The 21,641-nt window shown below is 64.7% G+C and carries 22 protein-coding genes; 9 read left to right on the top strand and 13 right to left on the bottom strand.

Going from position 1 to position 21,641, the window contains the following annotated elements; translation table 11 throughout:
- The first annotated feature begins 32 nt into the window (after positions 1-32).
- The 6 genes from ACK4S9_RS10730 to ACK4S9_RS10705 all read left to right on the top strand — a co-directional run bounded on the left by ACK4S9_RS10730 (position 33) and on the right by ACK4S9_RS10705 (position 6,007).
- The gene (locus ACK4S9_RS10730) at positions 33-1,133 is read left to right on the top strand and encodes a glycosyltransferase family 4 protein (RefSeq protein ID WP_409725286.1); all 1,101 of its coding nucleotides are present in this window, start codon (positions 33-35) and stop codon (positions 1,131-1,133) included.
- A gap of 111 nt (positions 1,134-1,244) precedes the next feature.
- Positions 1,245-1,562, top strand: a complete 318-nt coding sequence (locus ACK4S9_RS10725) for an H-NS family nucleoid-associated regulatory protein (RefSeq protein WP_027866660.1) — start codon at positions 1,245-1,247, stop codon at positions 1,560-1,562.
- A gap of 195 nt (positions 1,563-1,757) precedes the next feature.
- A complete protein-coding gene (locus ACK4S9_RS10720) occupies positions 1,758-3,140 on the top strand; it encodes a phosphomannomutase/phosphoglucomutase (protein WP_409725283.1) in 1,383 nt (460 codons plus the stop codon).
- Between the two features lie 10 nt (positions 3,141-3,150).
- On the top strand, positions 3,151-4,131 hold the full coding sequence (gene waaC, locus ACK4S9_RS10715) for a lipopolysaccharide heptosyltransferase I (RefSeq protein ID WP_409725280.1): 981 nt from the start codon (positions 3,151-3,153) through the stop codon (positions 4,129-4,131).
- Complete coding sequence (gene waaA / locus ACK4S9_RS10710; RefSeq protein WP_409725277.1) at positions 4,128-5,396, top strand: lipid IV(A) 3-deoxy-D-manno-octulosonic acid transferase; 1,269 nt, start codon at positions 4,128-4,130, stop codon at positions 5,394-5,396. The genes waaC and waaA overlap by 4 nt, the downstream gene beginning before the upstream one ends.
- An 89-nt stretch (positions 5,397-5,485) precedes the next feature.
- Positions 5,486-6,007, top strand: a complete 522-nt coding sequence (locus tag ACK4S9_RS10705) for a YcxB family protein (RefSeq protein WP_409725274.1) — start codon at positions 5,486-5,488, stop codon at positions 6,005-6,007.
- A 96-nt stretch (positions 6,008-6,103) separates the two neighbouring features.
- Here ACK4S9_RS10705 and ACK4S9_RS10700 read toward each other — a convergent pair whose 3' ends face one another.
- The 10 genes from ACK4S9_RS10700 to miaB form a co-directional block, all read right to left on the bottom strand.
- On the bottom strand, positions 6,104-7,006 hold the full coding sequence (locus tag ACK4S9_RS10700; protein WP_409725271.1) for a M48 family metallopeptidase: 903 nt from the start codon (positions 7,004-7,006) through the stop codon (positions 6,104-6,106).
- 44 nt (positions 7,007-7,050) lie between these two features.
- Positions 7,051-7,791 (bottom strand): lysophospholipid acyltransferase family protein, encoded by a 741-nt coding sequence (locus tag ACK4S9_RS10695; RefSeq protein ID WP_409725269.1) that lies wholly within the window; start codon positions 7,789-7,791, stop codon positions 7,051-7,053.
- A 47-nt stretch (positions 7,792-7,838) separates the two neighbouring features.
- Positions 7,839-8,393 carry a D-glycero-beta-D-manno-heptose 1,7-bisphosphate 7-phosphatase gene (gene gmhB, locus ACK4S9_RS10690; protein WP_409725267.1) on the bottom strand — a complete coding sequence of 185 codons (555 nt, stop codon included), beginning with the start codon at positions 8,391-8,393 and terminating at the stop codon, positions 7,839-7,841.
- Positions 8,394-8,411: 18 nt separating this feature from the next.
- Positions 8,412-10,508 (bottom strand): glycine--tRNA ligase subunit beta, encoded by a 2,097-nt coding sequence (gene glyS, locus ACK4S9_RS10685; protein ID WP_409725264.1) that lies wholly within the window; start codon positions 10,506-10,508, stop codon positions 8,412-8,414.
- An 18-nt stretch (positions 10,509-10,526) separates the two neighbouring features.
- Positions 10,527-11,441 (bottom strand): glycine--tRNA ligase subunit alpha, encoded by a 915-nt coding sequence (gene glyQ, locus ACK4S9_RS10680; protein ID WP_409725261.1) that lies wholly within the window; start codon positions 11,439-11,441, stop codon positions 10,527-10,529.
- A gap of 245 nt (positions 11,442-11,686) precedes the next feature.
- The gene (lnt, locus tag ACK4S9_RS10675; protein ID WP_409725258.1) at positions 11,687-13,276 is read right to left on the bottom strand and encodes an apolipoprotein N-acyltransferase; all 1,590 of its coding nucleotides are present in this window, start codon (positions 13,274-13,276) and stop codon (positions 11,687-11,689) included.
- Positions 13,276-14,154, bottom strand: coding sequence for an HlyC/CorC family transporter (locus ACK4S9_RS10670; protein ID WP_409725256.1), 879 nt, complete (start codon positions 14,152-14,154; stop codon positions 13,276-13,278). The genes lnt and ACK4S9_RS10670 overlap by 1 nt, the downstream gene beginning before the upstream one ends.
- Positions 14,155-14,388: 234 nt before the next feature.
- Entirely contained in the window at positions 14,389-14,856 is a 468-nt protein-coding gene (gene ybeY / locus ACK4S9_RS10665) for an rRNA maturation RNase YbeY (protein ID WP_409725253.1), read from the bottom strand.
- Complete coding sequence (locus ACK4S9_RS10660; protein ID WP_409725250.1) at positions 14,837-15,934, bottom strand: PhoH family protein; 1,098 nt, start codon at positions 15,932-15,934, stop codon at positions 14,837-14,839. The genes ybeY and ACK4S9_RS10660 overlap by 20 nt, the downstream gene beginning before the upstream one ends.
- Positions 15,931-17,301: a tRNA (N6-isopentenyl adenosine(37)-C2)-methylthiotransferase MiaB gene (gene miaB / locus ACK4S9_RS10655; RefSeq protein WP_409725247.1), complete on the bottom strand. Its 1,371-nt coding sequence runs from the start codon at positions 17,299-17,301 to the stop codon at positions 15,931-15,933. Before miaB ends, ACK4S9_RS10660 begins: the two co-directional genes overlap by 4 nt.
- Before the next feature lie 614 nt (positions 17,302-17,915).
- On the opposite strand from miaB, the gene ACK4S9_RS10650 reads away from it, so the two are divergent.
- Positions 17,916-18,323: a hypothetical protein gene (locus ACK4S9_RS10650; RefSeq protein ID WP_409725244.1), complete on the top strand. Its 408-nt coding sequence runs from the start codon at positions 17,916-17,918 to the stop codon at positions 18,321-18,323.
- A gap of 132 nt (positions 18,324-18,455) precedes the next feature.
- Here ACK4S9_RS10650 and ACK4S9_RS10645 read toward each other — a convergent pair whose 3' ends face one another.
- Together ACK4S9_RS10645 and ACK4S9_RS10640 are read right to left on the bottom strand one after the other, a co-directional pair.
- On the bottom strand, positions 18,456-19,337 hold the full coding sequence (locus ACK4S9_RS10645) for an HDOD domain-containing protein (RefSeq protein ID WP_409725241.1): 882 nt from the start codon (positions 19,335-19,337) through the stop codon (positions 18,456-18,458).
- Positions 19,334-19,663, bottom strand: coding sequence for a hypothetical protein (locus tag ACK4S9_RS10640; protein ID WP_409725238.1), 330 nt, complete (start codon positions 19,661-19,663; stop codon positions 19,334-19,336). The genes ACK4S9_RS10645 and ACK4S9_RS10640 overlap by 4 nt, the downstream gene beginning before the upstream one ends.
- A 166-nt stretch (positions 19,664-19,829) precedes the next feature.
- On the opposite strand from ACK4S9_RS10640, the gene gstA reads away from it, so the two are divergent.
- Both gstA and ACK4S9_RS10630 read left to right on the top strand, forming a co-directional pair.
- Complete coding sequence (gene gstA, locus ACK4S9_RS10635) at positions 19,830-20,435, top strand: glutathione transferase GstA (protein ID WP_409725236.1); 606 nt, start codon at positions 19,830-19,832, stop codon at positions 20,433-20,435.
- A gap of 58 nt (positions 20,436-20,493) precedes the next feature.
- The gene (locus ACK4S9_RS10630) at positions 20,494-21,039 is read left to right on the top strand and encodes a DUF1697 domain-containing protein (RefSeq protein WP_409725233.1); all 546 of its coding nucleotides are present in this window, start codon (positions 20,494-20,496) and stop codon (positions 21,037-21,039) included.
- Positions 21,040-21,087: 48 nt separating this feature from the next.
- On the opposite strand, the gene ACK4S9_RS10625 is transcribed toward ACK4S9_RS10630, so the two are convergent.
- Positions 21,088-21,357 (bottom strand): hypothetical protein, encoded by a 270-nt coding sequence (locus ACK4S9_RS10625; protein ID WP_409725230.1) that lies wholly within the window; start codon positions 21,355-21,357, stop codon positions 21,088-21,090.
- Between the last annotated feature and the right edge of the window lie 284 nt (positions 21,358-21,641).

The following is a 21,641-nucleotide window of genomic DNA, read 5'->3' as shown; positions in this document are numbered from 1 at the left end:
ACGACTCACAGTGTGCACCGAAAGAATAATAAATGTTCTCCTTTTTCGTCGGTTTCGTATCCTGTGCGCTGCTGACCCTGCTGGTGATTAAGTATGCGAAGCGCAATGACTTTGCACTCGACACCGATTATGGCGGCGTGCAGAAGTTTCATGCGCATTTGGTTGCGCGCATCGGCGGAGTGCCGATCTTTCTCGCAGTCTTATTCACCGCCGCGTTGTCGACGATGCGCGAACCGGCGCTCGGCGCATGGATCGCACCATTGCTCGGATGCGCCTGCATTGCCATGGCCGGCGGTATCGTCGAAGACTATACGGGCCGTGTGTCGCCGGCGCGCCGCTTGCTGCTCACGATGCTCGCCGCGCTGTTCGCCTATTACCTGCTCGATGCGAAACTGGTGCGCCTCGACCTGCCGTGGGGCGTGCTGCCGCTGCAATTGGATATCGTGGTGCTGCCGCTGACCGTGCTCGCGGTGGCGGGTATCGCCAATGCCGTGAATATCATCGACGGCTTCAATGGCCTGGCCAGCATGGTCAGTATTTGCATGCTGCTGTCGCTGGCCTATGTCGCGCTGCAGGTGGGGGACATGGCGGTGCTGGTGACCGCGCTGATCGTGGCCGGCGCCGCCGCCGGTTTCCTGATCTGGAACTATCCGGTGGGCCTGATTTTCCTCGGCGACGGCGGCGCCTACTTCATCGGTTTCATGCTCGGCGAGCTCGCGCTGTTGCTGGTGATGCGCAATCCGGCCGTGTCCACCTGGTATGCCGCGCTGCTGCTGATTTATCCCGCATTCGAAACGATATTCTCTGCCTACCGCCGCATGTTCGTGCGCGGCAAATCACCGGCACTACCGGACGGAATTCATCTGCATAGTTTGATATTTCGCCGTATCGTGCAATGGACGGTGGGGCCGCGCGAAGCGCGCGCATTGATGAAACGGAACGCGCGCACCTCGCCTTACTTATGGCTGTTTTCGCTGATGGCCGTGATTCCCGCCACCGTGTTCTGGAAAAACACCAGTGTGCTCATCTTCTTCAGTTTGTTGTTTATAATCAGTTACCTCTGGTTATATGCGCGTATTGTTCGATTTAAGTCGCCACGCTGGCTTTTCTTACAAAAGAAAAAGCGCAATTAAGTCATTAATGTTAGTATGTTGCGACAATTGGTGAGTATCTCGCCGTGCCATTTCAAGTGCTAGAGCGCGCTGCGCTATTGTTTCAACCTTTCATTCAACGAGGGAATAAAGATGGATCTGTCCAATATGTCCGTAGGCGATTTGCGCAACCTGCAGGAACAAATCAAGCAGGAGATGAAGAAGCGCGAAGTCCAGGAAGTGCAGAAGGCGCGCGAACAGATTCTGGCGATCGCGCAGAGCGTCGGCGTGCCCCTCAAGGACCTGCTGGCTACCGGCGGCCGCGGCAACGCGACCAAGGGCAATTCGGTGGCTGTGCGTTATCGCCATCCGGACAATGCATCGCAGCAATGGACCGGCCGCGGCCGCCAGCCGAAATGGGTCAAGGAATGGGTCGAAGGCGGTAAGTCGCTCGACAAGCTGCGCGTCTAAGCGAGTTTCGCGGCCGGTATTCCCGGCCCTGGCACGACCAGCGCGAGCGGTCCGTCCGTTTCCCACCGGACGCCGCTTGCCGCTACAATAGCTGCATTTGTCATTCCTCTAACTGTCATCCGATAATTCGGCGCCGACGCCTGCGCGTCCTCCGGCTGCATCCGCATGCCCGCGCCCCAGCTTTCCAAGGACATCATGGTTGCTCTCTCGAAAACGATCTTCAAGGCCTATGACATTCGCGGCGTCATCGACAAGACGCTGGACGAAGGCATTGCGCGCCACATCGGCCGCGCATTCGGCGCCGCCGCGCTGGCCAAGGGAGAGCGCAAGGTCGTGATCGGCCGCGACGGCCGCCTGTCGGGTCCCGGCCTGGCCGCAGCCCTCGGCGAAGGCCTGCGCGACGCCGGGGTGGACGTGATCGACCTCGGCATGGTCGCCACCCCGATGGTCTATTTCGCCACCAACGTGCTCGACACCCGCTCGGGCATCATGGTCACCGGCAGCCACAACCCGCCCGACTACAACGGCTTCAAGATGGTGATGGCGGGCGAGGCGATCTACGGCGACGCCATCCTGGCCCTGCACGACAGTATTGCAGCGTATGACGGCGCGATTGCCGAACAGCGCGGCGCCTACGGCACCCACGACATCAGCAAAGCCTACCTCGAGCGCATCATTGGCGACGTCAAGATCGCGCGTCCGGTCAAGATCGCGGTCGACTGCGGCAACGGCGTGGCCGGCGCCTTCGCCGGCGACCTGTATCGCGGCATGGGCTGCGAGGTGGTCGAACTGTTCTGCGAAGTGGACGGCCATTTCCCGAACCACCACCCGGACCCGGCGCATCCGGAAAACCTGCAGGACCTCATCAAGGCGCTGCAGGACACCGACGCCGAGATCGGACTGGCCTTCGACGGCGACGGCGACCGCCTCGGCATCGTGACCAAGGATGGCCAGATCATCTTCCCGGACCGCCAGATGATGCTGTTCGCCAGCGACGTCCTGTCGCGCAACCCGGGCGCCGAAATCCTGTACGACGTCAAGTGCACCCGCCACCTCGCTCCCTGGATCGAGAAGGCAGGCGGGCGCCCGCTGATGTGGAAGACCGGCCACTCGCTGGTCAAGGCCAAGCTCAAGGAAACCGGCGCGCCGCTGGGCGGCGAAATGAGCGGCCACATCTTCTTCAAGGACCGCTGGTACGGCTTCGACGACGGCCTGTACTCCGGCGCGCGCATGCTCGAGATCCTGACCCGCGAAGCCGATCCGTCCAAGCTCCTGAACGGCCTGCCGATCGCCTCAAGCACCCCGGAACTGCACCTGCACCTGAAGGAAGGCGAGAACTTCGCCCTGATCGACAGCCTGCGCGCCAACGCCAGCTTCCCGACCTCCACCAGCATCAACGGCATCGACGGCCTGCGCGTCGAGTACCCGGACGGCTTCGGCCTGGCCCGTTCCTCGAACACCACCCCGGTGGTGGTCCTGCGCTTCGAGGGCGAGAATCCGGAAGCCCTGGCGCGCATCCAGGCCGAGTTCAAAGCGGTGATCCTGGCGGCCAAGCCGGACGCCGAACTGCCGTTCTAAGGACCTGCGCTTGAAGATCCTGCTGGTGCGCGTGTCGTCGCTGGGCGACGTGCTGCACAACCTGCCGATGGTGGCCGACATCCTGCGCCACCATCCCGGCGCCACCATCGACTGGGTGGTGGAAGAGGGCTACACCAGCCTGGTGCGCCTGAATCCGCACGTCCGCAAAATCATCCCCTGGGCGTTGCGCCGCTGGCGCAAGGGCCTCGGCAAGCCCGAGACCCGGGCCGAGATCAAGGCCTTCTTCTCTACCTTGCGCGAGGAGGAATACGACTTCGTGTTCGACACCCAGGGCCTGCTCAAGACCGGCGTCATCATGGGCGCCGCGCGCGTGCGCAAGGGCGGCCGGAAGGTCGGCCTGGCCAACGGCAGCGAAGGCTCGGGCTACGAAGGCATTTCGCGCATCTTCCACACCGACAGCATCCCGCTGAACCCACGTACCCATGCGGTGGCGCGCGGGCGCATGGTGGCCGGGGCCGCGCTCGGCTACACGGTCGACCATGCGCCCGATTTCGGGCTGCCGGCGCCGCAGGCGGCGTCCCGCCCGGGCTTCCTGCCGCGCGAGGACTACGCCGTGTTCTTCCACGGCACGGCGCGCGACGCCAAGCGCTGGTCGCGCGAGAACTGGATCGCACTCGGCCGCGCGCTGGCGCCGCTGCCGGTGCTGCTGCCTTGGGGCTCGCCGGCCGAGCAGCAGGAGGCCGAGGCCATGGCCGCCGGCCTGCCGAATGCGCGGGTGCTGCCCAAGCTGTCGATGATGGACGCGGTGGCGCTGGCCCAGCATGCGCGCCTCGCGGTCGGCGTGGACACCGGCCTGACCCACATCGCCGCCGCCTTTGTCCGCCCCACGGTCGAGATCTATTGCGATTCGCCGAAGTGGAAGACCGAGGGCAACTGGTCGGATCGGATCGTCAACCTGGGCGACATGCAAGCACCGCCGTCCGCGCCTGAGGTCATCGCCGCCGCGCGCCGCCTGCTGGAGGCCGTGTGAAGCGCTGGCTGTATTCGCTGGCCTGGTGGCTGGCGCTGCCGCTCGTGTTCGGCCGCCTGTGGTGGCGCGGGCGCAAGGAGCCCGGCTACCGCGCCCACTGGGCCGAGCGCCTCGGTTTTCCCGCTGCATCCCCTTCGGCGCGCATGACCCTGTGGGTGCACGCCGTCTCGGTCGGCGAAACCCGCGCCGCCGAACCGCTGGTGGAGGCGCTGCTGGCCGCCTACCCGGATGCGCGCATCCTGCTGACCCACATGACGCCGACCGGCCGCGCCACCGGCAAGTCGCTGTTCGGCCACCACGGCGAGCGCCTGGTCCAGTCCTACCTGCCTTACGACACCGGCTTCATGGTCGGGCGCTTCCTGCGCCGCTTCCAGCCGCGCGTGTGCATCCTGATGGAGACCGAGGTGTGGCCGAACCTGGTCGCCGGTTGCGCGTCGGCCGGGGTCCCGGTGGCGCTGGTCAATGCGCGCCTGTCGGAACGCTCGCTCAAGCGCGGGCAAAAGATGGGCGCCCTGATGACGGACGCGGCGCGGGCCATCACGCTGGTGGCGGCGCAGACCGAGGCCGACGCGGCCCGTATCCGCTTGCTCGGCGCGCCGCGGGTCGAGGTCACCGGCAGCATCAAGTTCGACGTGGTGCCGCCCCAGGCCGCGCTGGAGAAGGGCGCCTGGCTGCGCGCGCAGTCCGGCCAGCGCCCCGTGTTCCTGTGCGCCAGCACGCGCGAGGGCGAGGAGGCCCTGATCCTGGACGCCTGGCTGCGCGCGGCCGACAAGCCGGCCGGGGCGCTGCTCGCGATCGTGCCGCGCCACCCGCAGCGCTTCGACGAGGTCGAGAAACTGGCCGCGGCGCGCGGCCTGAAGGTGGCGCGGCGCTCGCGCCTGGAAGCGGGCGTCGAGGACGCCGAGGTGCTGCTGGGCGACTCGATGGGCGAGATGTTCGCCTACTACGCCGCCTGCGACTGCGCCTTCGTCGGCGGCAGCCTGATGCCGCTGGGCGGCCAGAACCTGATCGAAGCCTGCGCCCTCGGCAAGCCGGTGCTGGTGGGCGAGCATACCTTCAACTTCGCCCAGGCGACCGAGGAAGCGGTGGCGGACGGCGCGGCCCTGCGCGTGCCCGACGCCGACGCCTTGATGGCAGCGGCGCTGCGCCTGCTGGAAGACGCGCCTGCGCGTACCCGGATGGGCGAGCGCGCGCTCGCGTTCGCAGGCCGCCACCGGGGCGCAACCCTGCGCACTGTTGAACTCCTGCGACGCCTGATCCGGTAGGTTTTGCTACCATTCCGGTTCGAGCTCGGATAATAACCAGGGGATGCGCTATGTTGTCGTTTAATCACCCGAGGCCGCTTAGTGACCCAATGAGCAGCAATCAACCTGCCGCCATACCGTTACAACAGCAGGCCGACGACAAGCTGCTGCACATGCCTGTGAGTGACGGCCCGGTGGATCTGCCGGCGCCATCCGCTGCGCCTCCCGTTCCCCTATCCGAACTGCATTTTTTCGTGCGCTACACGCTCGGCGAATACATCAGCTTCATGTGGCAGCACGGCGGCTTCCTCATCCGCCGCCGGCGCATCCGCTGGCCTGCCAGCCTCTACCTGCGCCTGAAAAGCACCCTGGGCGCCGCGCTCCACTTCGTCATGCTCGGCCGCGGCCGGCGCACCTACGAGTTCACCATCGACCAGCACGGCATCGTGCGCACCAGCGGGGGCGTGACCCTGATCGGGTGGGAAGACGTGATCGGCGTGCGCACCTACTCGCGCGGGTTCATGATGGTGCTCAAGCGAGGGACCTTGCCGATTCCGTATCGGGCGCTGTCGGAGGCGCAGAAGGGGGCGATGCAGGAGTTAGCCGCGGCACGCCGCGACGCGCTGTTGTAGCCGTGCGCGCGTTCAACCAGCAGATGGGTAATCGGCGTAGCGTCGTTTCATACGAAGTTTGAACGCGCGGTCGGCGAAGCCGACCACCCTACCAGATCAATCCGCGAACAGCACCGGCATCTCGAGCGAGCGCTTCTTGAGCGCCAGCCGCGCCCCGTCGTAATCCGGATACACCTCGCCCACCGTCGCCCAGAAACGCGGGCTGTGGTTCATCTCGCGCAGGTGCGCCAGTTCGTGCACCACCACGTAGTCCACCAGCGAAGCGGGATAGTGGACCAGGCGCCAGTTCAGGCGGATGTTGCCTTCGATCGTGCACGAGCCCCAGCGCGTGCCGGCCGAGGACAGCGCAAAGGCCTTGTAGGTCACGTTCAGCTGCGGCGCGAAGAAATCCAGGCGCTCCTTGAACAGGCGTTTCGCCTCGGCCTGGAACCACAGTTTGACGCGCTCCTTGAGCTGCCATTCCGACAGTCCCGGCACCACGCCGATCCACAGCTCGCCCTTGCTTGCGTCGAACTGGCAGTGGCTGCGCGCGGCTTCCTCCAGACGCAGGGTGATCTCGCCGCCCAGGTAGGGCAGGCGGGCGCCGTCCTTCCATTCGACCGGCGCCGCTTCCCGCCGCTGGGCGCGGCGCTCGCCGCGTTCCAGCAGCTTGGTGAGGATCCAGCGCTGCTTGGCGCGGATCGCGTTGTCGATGTCGGCCTGGGCGCAGCGGCGCGGGGCGGTGACGCGCAGGCCGTCGTCGTCGATCATGAAGCCGATCGAGCGGCGCGTCGAGCGGCGCAGCGCGTATTCGACGGTGTGCGGACCGAGGACGATGCGCTGCAGCGGCGGCTCGCCTGCCGCGACGGGCGGAATCGGGATGAGGTGGCGCGGCGCCGGCGGCGGCGCCTTGAAGAGAGGCTGCGAGGGCGGCGCCGGTTTATCCGACGGCTTGAGCGCCGCGAAGAAGTCCTGTGCAAACAGTTCCAGCTGGTGCCCGTCGATCTTGGAAGAAGTCATGTCGTGCTGCGGTTTCGAATTCCTGATCTGGGCGCTGACGTCGCTCAGCCACCTCTGTAGACGTGGGGCGAGATAACGCGCATTTCGGATTCTATCCAATTTTCGACCTCTTGCATCATGCTGTCGGGGGTGTGGTTGTCCGGCGAAATCGGCTTGCCGATCGAAACCGTGATCAGGCCGGGGCGCTTGAGGAAGGAATTCTTCGGCCAGCACTCACCTGAATTATGCGCGATCGGGACGACCACGGTTTGGGTTTCGACAGCCAGGCGCGTACCGCCGCTCTTGTACTTGCCTTTCTCACCGACCGGGATGCGCGTCCCTTCCGGGAACATGATGATCCACTGGCCGTCCGCGAGCCGCCGGCGGCCGTGCTTGACCACCTGGGCAAAGGCGTTCTTGCCCTGCTTGCGGTCGATCGGGATCATGCGCAGCAGCGCCATGCCCCAGCCGAAGAAGGGGATGTAGAGGATCTCTTTTTTGAAGACGTAGACCAGGGGCCGGGTGAGGTTCGGCAGCAGGAAGATGGTCTCCCACGCCGACTGGTGTTTGGAGAGGATGATGGCCGGGCCGTCCGGCAGGTTCTCGTAGCCCTTGAACTCGTAGCGGATGCCGCAGATGACCTTTGCGCACCAGATGATGAAGACGTTCCAGCGCGAGGTCACCCAGAAGCGCTTGTTGTAGGGCAGCGGCGCCGCCAGGAAGCATACACAGGCCCACACCACGGTGGCCACGATCATGACGATCTTGAAGAGCAGGGAACGCAGGAACAGGCTGAGGGTATGCAAAGGGGCTCCGGACAATGGACTGGTTCTGGATGTTGTAGCTTGCTTGTTTACTCGGACCGCTGTGCCGCGGTCTTGAGGAAGGCGTTCACCATCGACGCGAGGTCGGGGAACACCTGGGTGCCGGGCGGCAGGCCGCCGGTCTGCTGGGTCTTCTCGCCCTTGCCGGTCAGGACCAGGTAGGGCACGCAGCCCATGATGAAGCCGGCCTGCAGGTCGCGCAGCGAGTCGCCCACGGTCGGCACGCCCTTCAGGCTCAGCTTGTAGCGCTTGCTGATTTCTTCGAACATGCCTGCCTTGGGCTTGCGGCAGTCGCAGTTGTCGCTGGCGGCATGCGGGCAGAAGAAGATGGCGTCGATGTCGGCGCCGACCAGTTGGGCGCTGGCGTGCAGTTTCTGGTGGATCGCGTTCAGGGTCGTGATGTCGAACAGTTCGCGCGCGATGCCCGACTGGTTCGAGGCGATCACGACCCGGTAGCCCGCCTGGTTCAGGCGGGCGATCGCTTCCAGCGAGCCGGGAATGGGAATCCACTCCGCCGGCGACTTGATGAAATCCGGCGAATCGTGGTTGATGACCCCATCCCGGTCGAGGATGATGAGTTTCATAGGACTACCTTGACAGCGTCAGGCCGCGAGCTTCGAGATATCCGCGACACGGTTCATCATGCCGTGCAGCTGCGACAGCAGCGCCAGGCGGTTGTTGCGCAGGGCGACGTCCTCGGCCATCACCATCACGTCATTGAAGAAGGCGTCGACTTCATCCTTCATCAGCGCCAGGGTCTTGAGGGCGCCGGTGAAGTCGCTCTTCTCGAAAGCGCTGGTGACGTCGCCCGCGAGGGACGTCATTTTTGCAGCCAGGTTCTTCTCGGCCGGCTCGACCAGCAGTTCCTGCTTGACCGAGGCGTTCGCCGGCATCGCATCCTCGTTCTTCTTGAGGATGTTGGTGATGCGCTTGTTGGCGGCCGCCAGCGAGCTCGATTCCGGCAGGGCGGCGAAGGCCTGCACCGCTTCCAGGCGCTGGACGACGTCGTCGACGCGGTCCGGGTTCTGGGCCAGCACGGCCTCGACCTCGTTGGGCGAGAAGCCGCGCTCGCGCAGCATGCCGCGCAGGCGGTCGAGCATGAAGTCCTTGACCTCAAGCGTCGGGTCCTTGAATGCGGCCTGGCCCGCGAACACGGCCACCGCATCGCCCAGCAGTTCCGACAGCGACAGCGGCAGGCGCTTCTCGACCAGCATGCGCATCACGCCCAGAGCGTGGCGGCGCAGCGCGAACGGGTCCTTCTCGCCGGTCGGCTGCAGGCCGATGGCCCAGATGCCGACCAGGGTTTCCAGCTTGTCGGCCAGCGCGGCCACCAGGCCGGTATTGGTCGAGGGCAAGGCATCGCCGGCGAAGCGCGGCTGGTAGTGTTCGGAGGCGGCCAGGGCGACTTCCTCGTGCTCGCCGTCGTGGCGCGCGTAGTAGGTGCCCATGATGCCCTGCAGTTCCGGGAACTCGCCCACCATGTCGGTCAGCAGGTCGGCCTTGGCCAGGCGCGCGCCGCGTTCGGCCAACGCCACATCGAAGCCCAGGCGCTTGGCGATACCGCTTGCCAGCTTCGTGACGCGTTCGCTGCGCTCGAGCTGGGTGCCCAGCTTGTTGTGGTAGACCACGTTGGCCAGCAGCGGCAGGCGCGATTCCAGGGTCTTCTTCTTGTCCTGCTCGAAGAAGAACTTGGCGTCCGACAGGCGCGGGCGCACCACGCGCTCGTTGCCGCCGACGATGGCGGACGGGTCATCGGTCGCGATGTTCGACACGATCAGGAAGCGCGAACGCAGCTTGCCCGTGCTATCCGTCAGCGCGAAGTATTTTTGATTGGTCTGCATCGTCAGGATCAGGCATTCCTGCGGCACCGACAGGAATTCTTCCTCGAAGCGGCATTCGTAGACCACCGGCCATTCGACCAGCGCCGCCACCTCATCCAGCAGCGATTCCGGCATCAGGACCTGGTCGCTACCGGCTTTTTCGAGCAGCTGCTTGCGGATGCTTTCCTTGCGCGCTTCGGCACTGGACAGGACCTTGCCTTCGCTTTCCAGCACTTGCGCGTACTGGTCGGCGTGCGCAATGGCGATTCTCTCCCCATGCGACAGGAAGCGGTGGCCCATGGTGTGGCGGCCGGCATCCAGGCCCAGCAGCGAGAGCGGCAGCACCTGCTCGCCATGCAGGGCCAGCAGCAGGTGCACCGGGCGCACGAAGTGCACGGTGTCGCCGCTCGGGCGCTGGTAGCTCATGAGCTTCGGGATCGGCAGCTTGGCCACGGTTTCCTGCAGCACCTCCTGCAGGGCGGTGGCGAGCGGGCTGCCGCTGGCGGTATAGGTGTAGAAGAAGGATTCGGCCTTGCCGTCCTGGGCGCGTTCGAGGTCGCTGATCTTCAGGTCGGGGAAGCCCAGCGCGGCCAGCTTCTTGGCCAGCGGTGCGCTCGGGTTGCCGTCCTTGTCCAGGGCGACCGAGACCGGCAGCACCTTTTCGCGGATCGATTTGTCGGGCGAGGTGCCGCGCACCGTGGTGATGGTCACGGCCAGGCGGCGCGGGGTGGCATGGGAAGTCACGACACTGTCGGCTTCAAGAAAGTCGCGCGCCTTCAGGCCATTGGCGATGCCGTTCGCAAAAGCGGCGCCCAGCTTGACGAGCGCTTTCGGCGGCAGTTCTTCGGTCTGGATTTCGACGAGGAGAGTCTGGTTCATGGTGTGTTCTGTTCTTCTTTAAGCAGCAGCCTTGCCGGCACCTGGAAGCATCGGAAAGCCCAGCTTCTCGCGCGAGTCGTAGTAGGCCTGGGCTACCAGGCGCGACAGGGTGCGCACGCGGCCGATGTAGGCGGCGCGCTCGGTCACCGAGATGGCGCCGCGCGCGTCCAGCATGTTGAAGCTGTGCGAGGCCTTCATGATCTGCTCGTAGGCCGGCAGCGTCAGCTGCAGTTCGACCAGGCGCTTGGCTTCGGCTTCGTGGTTGCTGAACGCCTGGAACAGCAGTTCGGTGTTCGCATGCTCGAAGTTGTAGGTCGACTGCTCGACTTCGTTCTGGTGGAAGACATCGCCGTACGACAGGGTCTTCGTGATCCCATTCTCTTCCCACTCGGTCCACACCAGGTCGTAGACGTTCTCGACGCCCTGCAGGTACATGGCCAGGCGCTCGATGCCGTAGGTGATCTCGCCCAGCACCGGTTTGCAATCGAGCCCGCCGACCTGCTGGAAGTAGGTGAACTGGGTGACTTCCATGCCGTTCAGCCAGACTTCCCAGCCCAGGCCCCAGGCGCCCAGGGTCGGGCTTTCCCAGTCGTCTTCCACGAAGCGCACGTCGTTCTTCTTCAGGTCCAGGCCGAGGGCCTCGAGCGAGCCGAGGTAGAGGTCGAGGATGTTTTCGGGCGCGGGCTTGAGCACCACCTGGTACTGGTAGTAGTGCTGCAGGCGGTTCGGGTTCTCGCCGTAGCGGCCGTCCTTCGGGCGGCGCGACGGCTGCACGTAGGCCGCGCGCCACGGCTCCGGTCCGATCGCGCGCAGGAAGGTGCCGGTGTGGAAGGTGCCCGCGCCGACTTCCATGTCGTAGGGCTGCAGCAGTGCGCATCCCTGCTTGTCCCAGTAGGTCTGCAGGGTGAGGATGATTTGTTGGAATGTGAGCATCGATGTGAGCGATATATGGGGCGCTGCGGCGCCAGGCGCCGCGGTCACGGTAAATTTGCCAAATGACCAATTCTACTAAGTTTTACCGGTACTCTGGGGAGCGATTCAACTCAGCAGTACGAATTGGTGGCGTTTTGTAGGGTGGGCGGGTCCTCCCGCCCACGCGGTGATCGCTATCGGCTCCGTTATCGCGCCGGATGATCTCGCTGCAAACGATCACCGCGTGGGCAAGAAACTTGCCCACCCTACGAAACCCGTTGGCGATACTTGCGGCCCGCGAACCAGGCGCCTGCCAGCATGAGTACGCCGAGCGCCAGGAAAGCCAGGTTCCCGGCGCGGACGTAGGGCGTCAGGCCTTCGGTGCCGCGCACCGTGGCCGCCAGCACGCCGCGCTCGTAGAAGGGCAGGCGCTGCACGACATTGCCGCGGCCGTCGATGACGGCGGTGGCGCCGTTGTTGGTCGAACGCAGCATCGGGCGGCCGGTCTCGATGGCGCGCATCTGCGAGATCTGCAGGTGCTGCGGGATCGCCACCGATTCGCCGTACCAGGCCAGGTTCGACACGTTCAGCAGCAGCGTCGCCGGCTGCTTGGCGTTGCGCAGCTGGGCCGCGATCTCTTCGCCGAAGGCGTCCTCGTAGCAGATGTTGGGCAGCACCAGCTGGTCCTTCACCGGGAAGGGCGCCTGCAGCGGCTCGCCGCGGGTCTGGTCGCCCAGCGGGATGCTCATCAGGTCGGTGAACCAGCGGAAGCCCGGCGGGATGAATTCGCCGAAGGGCACCAGGTGGAACTTGTTGTAGAGGTAGCCCTGCGTGCCCGCCGCACCGCGCGGATCGAGCGCGATCACGCTGTTGGCGTAGCGTCCCTCGCGGCTCAAGGTCGGGATGCCGATCATCAGGTGGCTGCCGGTCTGCTGGGCAAAGCCCTGCAGCGCACCCAGGTAGCCGTCGGGCAGCTGTTGCGGCGTGACGGGAATCGCGGTCTCCGGGGTGGCGATCAGGTCGGCCGGCGCCGCCGTGATCATGCCCTGGTAGCGGTCGATGATCTCGTGGAGATAGGCGGCGTCGAATTTCTGGTCCTGCCTGACGTCGCCCTGCAGCAGGCGCACGCTCACCGGCTGGCCCACTTCCTGGGTCCAGGCGACCTGTTTCAGGCCGAAGCCGAGCGCCATCAGCGCCGCCAGCAGGCCGAGCGCCGGCCAGCGCGCGCGCTGGGTCAGCATCACCAGGCAGCCGGCGCACAAGGCGGCCAGCACCCCGAGGCCGTAGACGCCGACGAGCGGCGCGTAGCCCGCGAGCGGCGAGACGTTGTGGGCATAGCCCGAGGCCGCCCACGGGAAGCCGGTGAAGATCCAGCCGCGCATCCATTCCGACACGCCCCACACGGCGGGCAGCACCAGCAGCACGAAGGCGCTGACCGGCAGCGACCACTTGCGGCGCAGCCAGCTGGCGGCGCCGCCGGCGAAGGCGCCGAACAGGCCCATGTACAGGCCGAGCAGGGCGATCGCGACCGCGCCGAGGATGGCCGGCAGGCCGCCGAAGCGGGTGACGGCGATGTACAGCCAGTGCATGCCGGCCACCGACCAGCCGAAGCCGAAGGCCCAGCCGAGCCACACGCCGCGGCGCGGCGAGCTGCCGATGCCGACCTGGTAGAAGAAGTAGGCGAGGGCCAGGAACTGCAGCGGCCACCAGCCGAAGGGCTGGAAGGACAGCAGGGAGGTGCTGCCCGCCAGCGCCATCGCCAGCAGCGCCTTCGCCGAAGGCCGGGCGCCGCGCAGGCGCGGATCGGGGGCGGTGGTGCTGCCCGGCGATCCGGGCTGGGTACGGCGGCGCAGCATCAGTCGCGGTCGGTCTCGATCGATGGCAGCTTCTCGACCAGCAGCACGTGGATCTGGCGCGCGTCGGCGCGCAGCACTTCGAAGCGCAGGTTCCCGAGGTCGACCACTTCGCCCTTGTGCGGCATGCGCCCGAGGTGGCTGGCGACCAGGCCGCCGATGGTGTCGACGTCGTCCTCGGGCAAGTCGGTGCCGACCTCTTCGTTGAACTGCTCGATCTCGGTCAGGGCCTTGACGCGCCAGCGCGGGCCGAGCTGGCCTTCCTTGATCGACAGGATGTTGTCTTCGTCTTCGTCGAAGTCGTACTCGTCCTCGATGTCGCCGACGATCTGCTCGAGCACGTCCTCGATGGTGATCAGGCCGGCGACGCCGCTGTACTCGTCGACGACGATGGCCATGTGGTTGTGGTTGGCGCGGAAGTCGCGCAGCAGCACGTTCAGGCGCTTCGATTCCGGGATGAAGATCGCCGGGCGCAGCATCTTGCGCACGTCGAAGGATTCCTCGGCGTAGTAGCGCAGCAGGTCCTTGGCCAGCAGGATGCCGACCACCTTGTCGCGCTCGCCCTCGATGGCGGGGAAGCGCGAGTGCTGGGTCTCGAGCACGATCGGCAGCCACTGCTCGATCGGGTCGGTAATGTCGATCACGTCCATTTGCGAACGCGGCACCATGATGTCGCGCACGGACAGGTCGGACACCTGGAACACGCCCTCGATCATCGAGAGTGCGTCGGCATCGATCAGCTTGCGCTCGTGGGCTTCGTGCAGGACTTCGAGCAGTTCTGCGCGGTTTTCAGGCTCGGGGGAGATGAGTGCGGTCAGCCGTTCGAACAGCGACCGGTGGGGTTTGACGTCCGATCGGACGTCACTGGGATACTCGGGCATAGTTTGGCGTGAAGCCGTTGTTGCGATGGGTATAGGATACACCAAAAGCGCCGATGGCCCACAATGCGCGCTGTTAGCGGAGAATTGCTGTACGTAAAGATCGTAGGGTGGACGGCTTCGCCGTCCGCGCGTTCAGCCAGCTCTGGAACAGTCGAGCAGGCTGATCAAAGAGGATTTGAACGCGCGGACGGCGTAAAACAGTCCACTGGACTTTTTTACCGTCCACCCTACAGCTCAATCCGCGTACGGGTCCGGATACCCGAGCACTTCCATGATGTCGCGCTCGAACTGCTCCATCTCCTCGGCTTCCTCGTCGTGCTCGTGGTCGTAGCCCTGGGCGTGCAGCACGCCGTGCACCACCAGATGGGCCGCGTGTTCCTCGACCGTCTTCTTCTGCTCCTCGGCCTCGCGCATCAGGACGTCGGTGCACAGGATGATGTCGGCCTGGGTCGGGTCGTCCTCGCCCAGCTCCTCGCCTTCGTTGTAGGCGAAGGTCAGCACGTTGGTCGCGTAGTCCTTGCCGCGGTACTGGCGGTTCAGGGCCAGGCCTTCTTCCGCGTCGACGAAGCGGATCGACAGTTCGGCCGGGCCGAGCAGGGCGGCTTCCACCCAGCGCTGCAGCATGTCTTCGGTCAGCTCCTTCTCCAGGCGGGTGTCGGCGTACTGGACTTCGAGGTCGAGCTTATGTTTTTTTTCTTGCATTTTTCACAGGGGTCGGTTTGGGTAGGGCGGCCAGTTCCTCGATCGAGGAATTCTTCTCGTAGGCGTCGATGATGCGCGCCACCACCGGGTGGCGCACCACGTCCTCGCTCGCGAAATGGGTGAAAGCGATGCCGCGCACGTTCTTCAGCACGTGGATCGCATCGACCAGGCCGGAGCGCTGCGACTTGTGCAGGTCGACCTGGGTGACGTCGCCCGTGATCACGGCCTTGCTGCCGAAGCCGATCCGGGTCAGGAACATCTTCATCTGCTCGACCGTCGTGTTCTGGGCTTCGTCCAGGATCACGAAGGCGTGGTTCAGGGTGCGCCCGCGCATGTAGGCCAGCGGGGCGATCTCGATCACCTGCTTCTCGAACAGCTTCTGGGTGCGGTCGAAGCCGAGCAGGTCGTACAGCGCGTCGTACAGCGGGCGCAGGTAGGGATCGACTTTCTGGCTCAGGTCTCCCGGCAGGAAGCCGAGGCGTTCGCCCGCTTCCACCGCGGGGCGGGTCAGGATGATGCGCTTGACCGCGTCGCGTTCCAGCGCGTCCACGGCGCAGGCCACCGCGAGATAGGTCTTGCCGGTGCCGGCCGGACCGACGCCGAAGCTGATGTCGTGCTCGAGCACCGCCTTCAGGTACTGGATCTGGTGCGGGGTGCGTCCGCGCAGGTCGCTGCGGCGGGTTTTCAGGGTCGGGCTGACCAGTTCGGACAGTTCTTCCGCGCCCGCTGCCGCGCCGCCGTCCTCGTCTTCCTTGGCCGCCGCGTCGGGCGCGTCGGCTTCGCCGGGCCCGAACGACTTGGGCTTCAGGCCGGAGCGCTGTTCCACCAGGGCCAGCTGCACTTCTTCGATCGGCACGACCTTGTTGGCGACCGCGTAGAAGCGTTCCAGCAGTTCGACGGCGCGCCCGGCATTGCTGCCGCTGACGATGAATTTTTCGCCGCGCCGGAAAATGGTGACGTCAAGCGCGGCCGAGATCTGGCGCAGGTTCTCGTCGAGTGGACCGCACAGGTGGGCAAGCCGCGTGTTGTCGAGCGGCTCGGGGATGAAATACGAAGGCTGTTGGGGTGTGTTTTTCAACTGGCTTTGGCAATCGTGTCTAGGTTGGCGACGAGTTCGCCGCTGAGGAAGTAGTCGTGGCTGGTCACGATGCGCACGTCGACCAGTTGTCCGACCAGGCCGGCATCGTCGCCGGCGCTGAAGTTGACCACGCGGTTGTTTTCGGTACGGCCTTGCAGCTGTTCCGGGTTTTTCTTGGACGGGCCTTCGACCAGCACGCGCTGGACGCTGCCGACCATGGCCGCACTATATTTGCGCGTATTCGCGTCGATCAAGGCCTGCAAACGCTGCAGGCGGGCCAGCTTGACCTCGTGCGGGGTATCGTCCTCGAGGTTGGCGGCCGGGGTGCCCGGGCGCTTGCTGAAGATGAAGCTGAAGCTGTTGTCGAAACCGACGTCCTCGACCAGTTTCATCATGGCGTCGAAGTCGGCATCGGTTTCGCCCGGGAAGCCGACGATGAAGTCGGACGAGAAGGCCATCTCCGGGCGCACCGCGCGGATGCGGCGGATGATCGACTTGTATTCGAGGGCGGTATAGCCGCGCTTCATGGCGCCGAGCACGCGGTCGGAACCGTGCTGCACCGGCAGGTAGATGTGGTTCACCAACTGCGGGATCCTGGCGTAGGCATCGATCAGGCGCTGGGTGAATTCCTTCGGATGGCTGGTGACGTAGCGCAGGCGCTCGATGCCGGGAATGTCGGCGATGTATTCCAGCAGCAGGGCGAAGTCGGCGATCTCACCGTCACCCGCGCCACCTTCCATCGTGCCGCGGTAGGCATTCACGTTCTGGCCCAGCAGCATGATTTCCTTCACGCCCTGGGCGGCCAGGCCGGCGCACTCGGTCAGCACGTCTTCGAACGGACGCGAGACTTCCTCGCCGCGGGTGTAGGGCACCACGCAGTAGCTGCAATATTTACTGCAGCCTTCCATGATCGAGACGTAGGCGACCGGACCTTCCACCTTGGCTGGCGGCAAGTGGTCGAACTTCTCGATTTCCGGGAAGCTGATGTCGACCTGGGCGCTGCCGCTATGGCGGCGCTCGCGGATCAGCTGCGGCAGGCGGTGCAGGGTCTGCGGCCCGAATACCACATCCACGTGCGGCGCACGCTTGACGATGGCTTCCCCTTCCTGCGAGGCCACGCAGCCGCCCACGCCGATCACCAGGTCCGGCTTGTCGCGCTTGAGCGCCTTGAAGCGGCCCAGGTCGGAAAACACTTTCTCTTGCGCTTTTTCGCGCACCGAGCAGGTGTTCAGCAGGATGACGTCGGCGTCTTCGGGCGAGTCGGTACGGACCAGTCCATCGGATGCGCCGAGGACGTCCGCCATCTTGTCCGAATCGTATTCGTTCATCTGGCAGCCGAAGGTCTTGATGAATACTTTTTTCTGCATGGAGTGCCGTGTTGAAAGAGGAGCTAATGCTTTAGCAAAACAGGTGCTCAGTTTACCGTACTTCGCCCGATCGCCCTGACATCCGCGCGTGCGCGCGAATTTCTGATGCCATCAGGAACGATAAATTTCTTAACCTAAAGTCGTTGCAAAGCTGCTCAGATTGTTAAATGTGAGATGATGAGCAAATGCGCCCGATTCATTGAAAATGATCATGTTGGAATCGATTCTTTCTTCTTGTAAATCAATAGGTTCTGTCCAACTTCTAGCTAGGAAAATTTATTGCAGAAATCTCTTGCGTGCGCCACAAATAATCCCCATGTGCTGAAATGCCTATGTGACAAGCTTTCCGCACGATAGCTTGATTTCTGACAATGAGTCACATGCGCCGCTCGGCTGTACTGTGGACGTATGAGCCTGATAATTTGTTTGAAAGACAAGTGCGCATGCGGAGAGGGTACGCGGGGGCATGCAATCCGGTACGTTTCTTAAGGAGAAATTCAGGCTCAACCTGTTTAATTTCCGAAGGGTAGTCCGGGAACTTATGTTGACGAAATGTAGTCTTTAACAAAAGTTCGTGAAGGAACTATTTTAACCAAACTGAAGAGGTAAACATCATGGCACAACAGCATCATGCTCTGTCTTCGCAGGAAAGCTACAACCCGAACCATCTGCTGGACATCCTGCTCGGAAAAATGCAGCTGAAGAATGACGCCGCGCTGTCGCGCATGCTCGAAGTTGCGCCGCCGGTCATCAGCAAGATCCGTCACCACCGCCTGCCGGTCGGCGCTTCGCTGCTGATCCGCATGCACGAGGTGACCGGGATGAGCATCCGTGACCTGCGCGACCTGATGGGCGATCGCCGCACCAAGTATCGCCTGTCGGACGCACAAGGCCGCCCGAAGCCAGAAGAGAAGGCAGCCCAGGCAGCCGCCGCAGCGGCAGCCCAGCAGCAACAGCAAGCGCAGCAGCCACAGCAGCAAGGTAACGAGGCGAATCCGTCGACCGGCAATTATGCTCACTGATGCCGTGGGCATGACAGCCGCGCCTGTCATGCCTTCGGCGCCAGCGGGTTGCGGCACCGCGTCCTGAACGCAGTGCCGCGCCGGTCGGGCCGGCATTTTCCTGCGCACGCTCGTTGCGCTCAAGTCTTTTCTTCAGGCCATCAGGATGGCCGACATCTCCTCGTACTGCAGTTCGGTTTCATGGAAGACCTGCAGCCACGCTTCCTCCGCCATGCCCAGCGCCGTCCAGGCCACCGAGGACACGCGCGGCACCAGTTCGTCCGGATTCCCGGCCAAGTCCAGCGCATGCACGACCGCGCTCGCCACATGCACGATCGTGGCCAGGAAACCGGCGCCCACCGCCTCCGGCGCATGGTGGTAGGCGATCGCCTGGCGCATGGTGTCCGAAAAATGCCAGTGCACGGCCAGCGCCACCCCGGCATCGACGTGGTCGACGCCCAGCAGGGCACGTTCCGCATCGATCAGCTCGCAGTCCATCTTGTCGCGCAGCGACAGCACCGCCTGGTAGCGCTCCGGAAAGCGTGACACCAGCGCCAGTCGCCCGATGTCGTGCAGCAGGCCGGCGGTAAAGGCGTAGTCGGCATTGAAGCGCACCCGGCGCGCCAGCGCGCGGGCGCAGGCGGCGGTCGCGATCGAATGGCGCCAGAAGGCCTTGTCGTTGAAGCCCGGGCAGCGGCCGGCCGGAAAGCAGCCGGTCAGCGCGGCCGTCGTGATCAGGTTGCGCGTGGCCTCGAAGCCGAGATAAGTCATGGCCTGCTGGATCGTGGTCGCCTTGACCTGCAGGCCGAAGGCCGAGGAGTTGGCCAGGCGCAGGGTCTTGGCCGTCAGCGCCGGGTCGTTCGAAACCTTCTTTGCCAGCACGGCGATGTCGGCGTCTTCCTGGTCGAGACTGCCGAGCAGTTCCATGACCACGGCCGGCAGCGAGGGCAGGTCCTCGACGGCGCCGAGGATGTCGGCGCCGGCTATCGGGCCGCGCTGGTCGTCCTTGTTATCTTTGTCAACTGCCGCGTTCATGGCGCCACCCCGCGCCGCAGGCGGTAATCCTCGACGTAGCGGCGCATCAGGCCGGTAGCCCAGTCCGCATGGTCGTCGCGCTCGTTGCGGCGGAACAGATGGTCCAGGCGCGCCTGGACCACGGCCGGCTCGGGCTGGCTCAGGGGAGTGGCGCGGCGGATCGGTGCCGCGCCGACGCCATGCCGCGACAGCGACAGGATGGTCGCCTCGCCCAGCACGGCGCCTTCCGCCAGTAGCACGTTCCCGTGCGCATCGAGCAGCGCATCGGCGAGCACCATGCCCGGATACAGGTGCGCCAGCGGCACCAGTTCGTAGCTATCGCTCATGTTTTCTCCTGTTCTTTCCTGCTTTCAATGACCCGAATGATCTTAACATTGGGGACGAGCCGCTACCCGTGCCGGCGCAGGTGTTGTGGCGTTCACGCAGCAGGCACGGCGAAATGTTGTACGCTTGCCATTTGCGACCGCGTCGCACCCATCATGAAAGGAAACCATGAAGCTCTATATCAGTCCGGGCGTCTGCTCGCTGGCCCCGCACATCGCGCTGATCGCAGCCGGCCTGCCGTTCTCGGTCGAGCGCGTCAACCTGAAGACCAAGGCGATTGCCAGCGGCGGCGACTTCCGCGACGTCAACGACAAGGGCGCGCTGCCGGCCCTGCAACTGGACGACGGCAGGGTGCTGACCGAGGCCGCGGTCCTGCTGCAGTACATCGCCGACCAGGTCCCCGGCGCGAGCCTGGCCCCGGCCTACGGGACGTTCGAGCGCTACCAGGTCATGGAATGGCTCAATTACATCGCTACCGAGGTGCACAAGCGCTTCACGCCGCTGTTCACCCCGGGCTGCAGCGAAGAAGGGCGCACCGCGGCATGGGCGGCACTGGCGCGTCCGCTGGGCTATCTGGCCGGCAAGCTGGAAGGCCGCGCCTTCCTGATGGGCGACGGCTTCACCATCGCCGACGCCTACCTGTTCACCGTGCTGAACTGGGCGCAGTTCGCCAGGTTCGACCTGAATGACTGGCCGGCCCTGCAGGCCTACCAGGCGAGAGTCGGCGCTATCCCGGCCGTGCAGGAAGCGCTGCGGGCCGAAGGCCTCGCCTGAGCCCGCCGGCCCGCAAGCAATGCGCCACGGCGGGATCGCCTCGGGTAGGATCGCGCCCATGAACAGCCCCTGCTACGTCGCATTCTTGCGAGGAATTAACGTCGGACGTGCCAAGCGGATCGCCATGGCCGACCTGCGCCTGCTGGTCGAGGGCCTGGGCTATACCGGCGTGCGCAGCCTGCTCAACAGCGGCAACCTGGTGTTCCGGGCGCAAGGCGTCACGGCGCAGGAGGCCGCCCGGGCGATCGAGGAGGCCCTGGTGCTCAGGCTCGGCGTGGCGGCGCGCGTGTTCGTGCTCGGCCGCGAGGAACTGGGCGCCATCATCGACGGCAATCCGCTGCTCGGCGTGGCGACCGACCACGCACGGCTGATCGTGTTCCTGCTGGGTGCGCCCGCGCAGCGCGACAAGCTGGCTGCGCTCGACAGCCGGGACTGGGGCTGCGAGCAGCTTGCACTGGGCGAGCGTGCTGCCTATGTCTGGTGTCCGGAAGGGATGTTGGATAGCGCTGCGGCTACGTCTCTGGGGAAACTTCTTGGGGATGGAACGACGTCGCGTAATTGGAATACGCTGCTGAAACTGCATGCCCTGTGCGCCGAAGCCTGAGGACCTTTGTCCGGTCGCGCCGGACAAAGGCGCGCCAGGGCTTGGCGCCTACTTGAACTTCTCGCTGCTGTCGCGCCCCGCCTTGTAGCCGATCAGGATCAGCCCCAGCAACATCATCGCGAACACTTCGGGTTCGGGCAGTTCCGACATGTTCGCCGGCGGCGCCACGATATCCTGGCGCTGGGTGACCGCCAGATTGCGTACCGGTTGCTGTACGCGCGCCGCGGCCTGGTTGCTGGTAGAGAGGTCGATCAGGGCAGCTTGCGCGGGACTGCCGAGGCAGATCGCCAGTGCTGCTGCCAATGCGTATCTTTTCATAGCCGTTCCTCTTGCTGTTGCTCGATTCTTGCTTGCTCTTTGCCTGCATGACGACTTGGATTCGGCCCAGGCAACTCCATCTATAAACGGTCGCAGTGCCGCATTCCGGTGAAATCAGCATAGCAAAAGTGGGCAAATTGCTGCGCTCAATTGAATTGCTGAGTTGTCTAAAGAAGTCATCAGTTTGCTGGAAGATGCGTGCATGTTGCGATCAGTCAAAGAAATCATGCTGTCGCAGATTAGCCTCGCGGGTATCCTGACATTATTGCAAGGCGATAGTGGTT

The sequence above is a fragment of the Massilia sp. genome (genome assembly GCF_046293535.1).
Classification (GTDB): domain Bacteria; phylum Pseudomonadota; class Gammaproteobacteria; order Burkholderiales; family Burkholderiaceae_D; genus Telluria.
The sequence above is the reverse complement of the archived record's forward strand: the minus strand, read 5'-3'. Positions and strand labels throughout refer to the sequence as shown.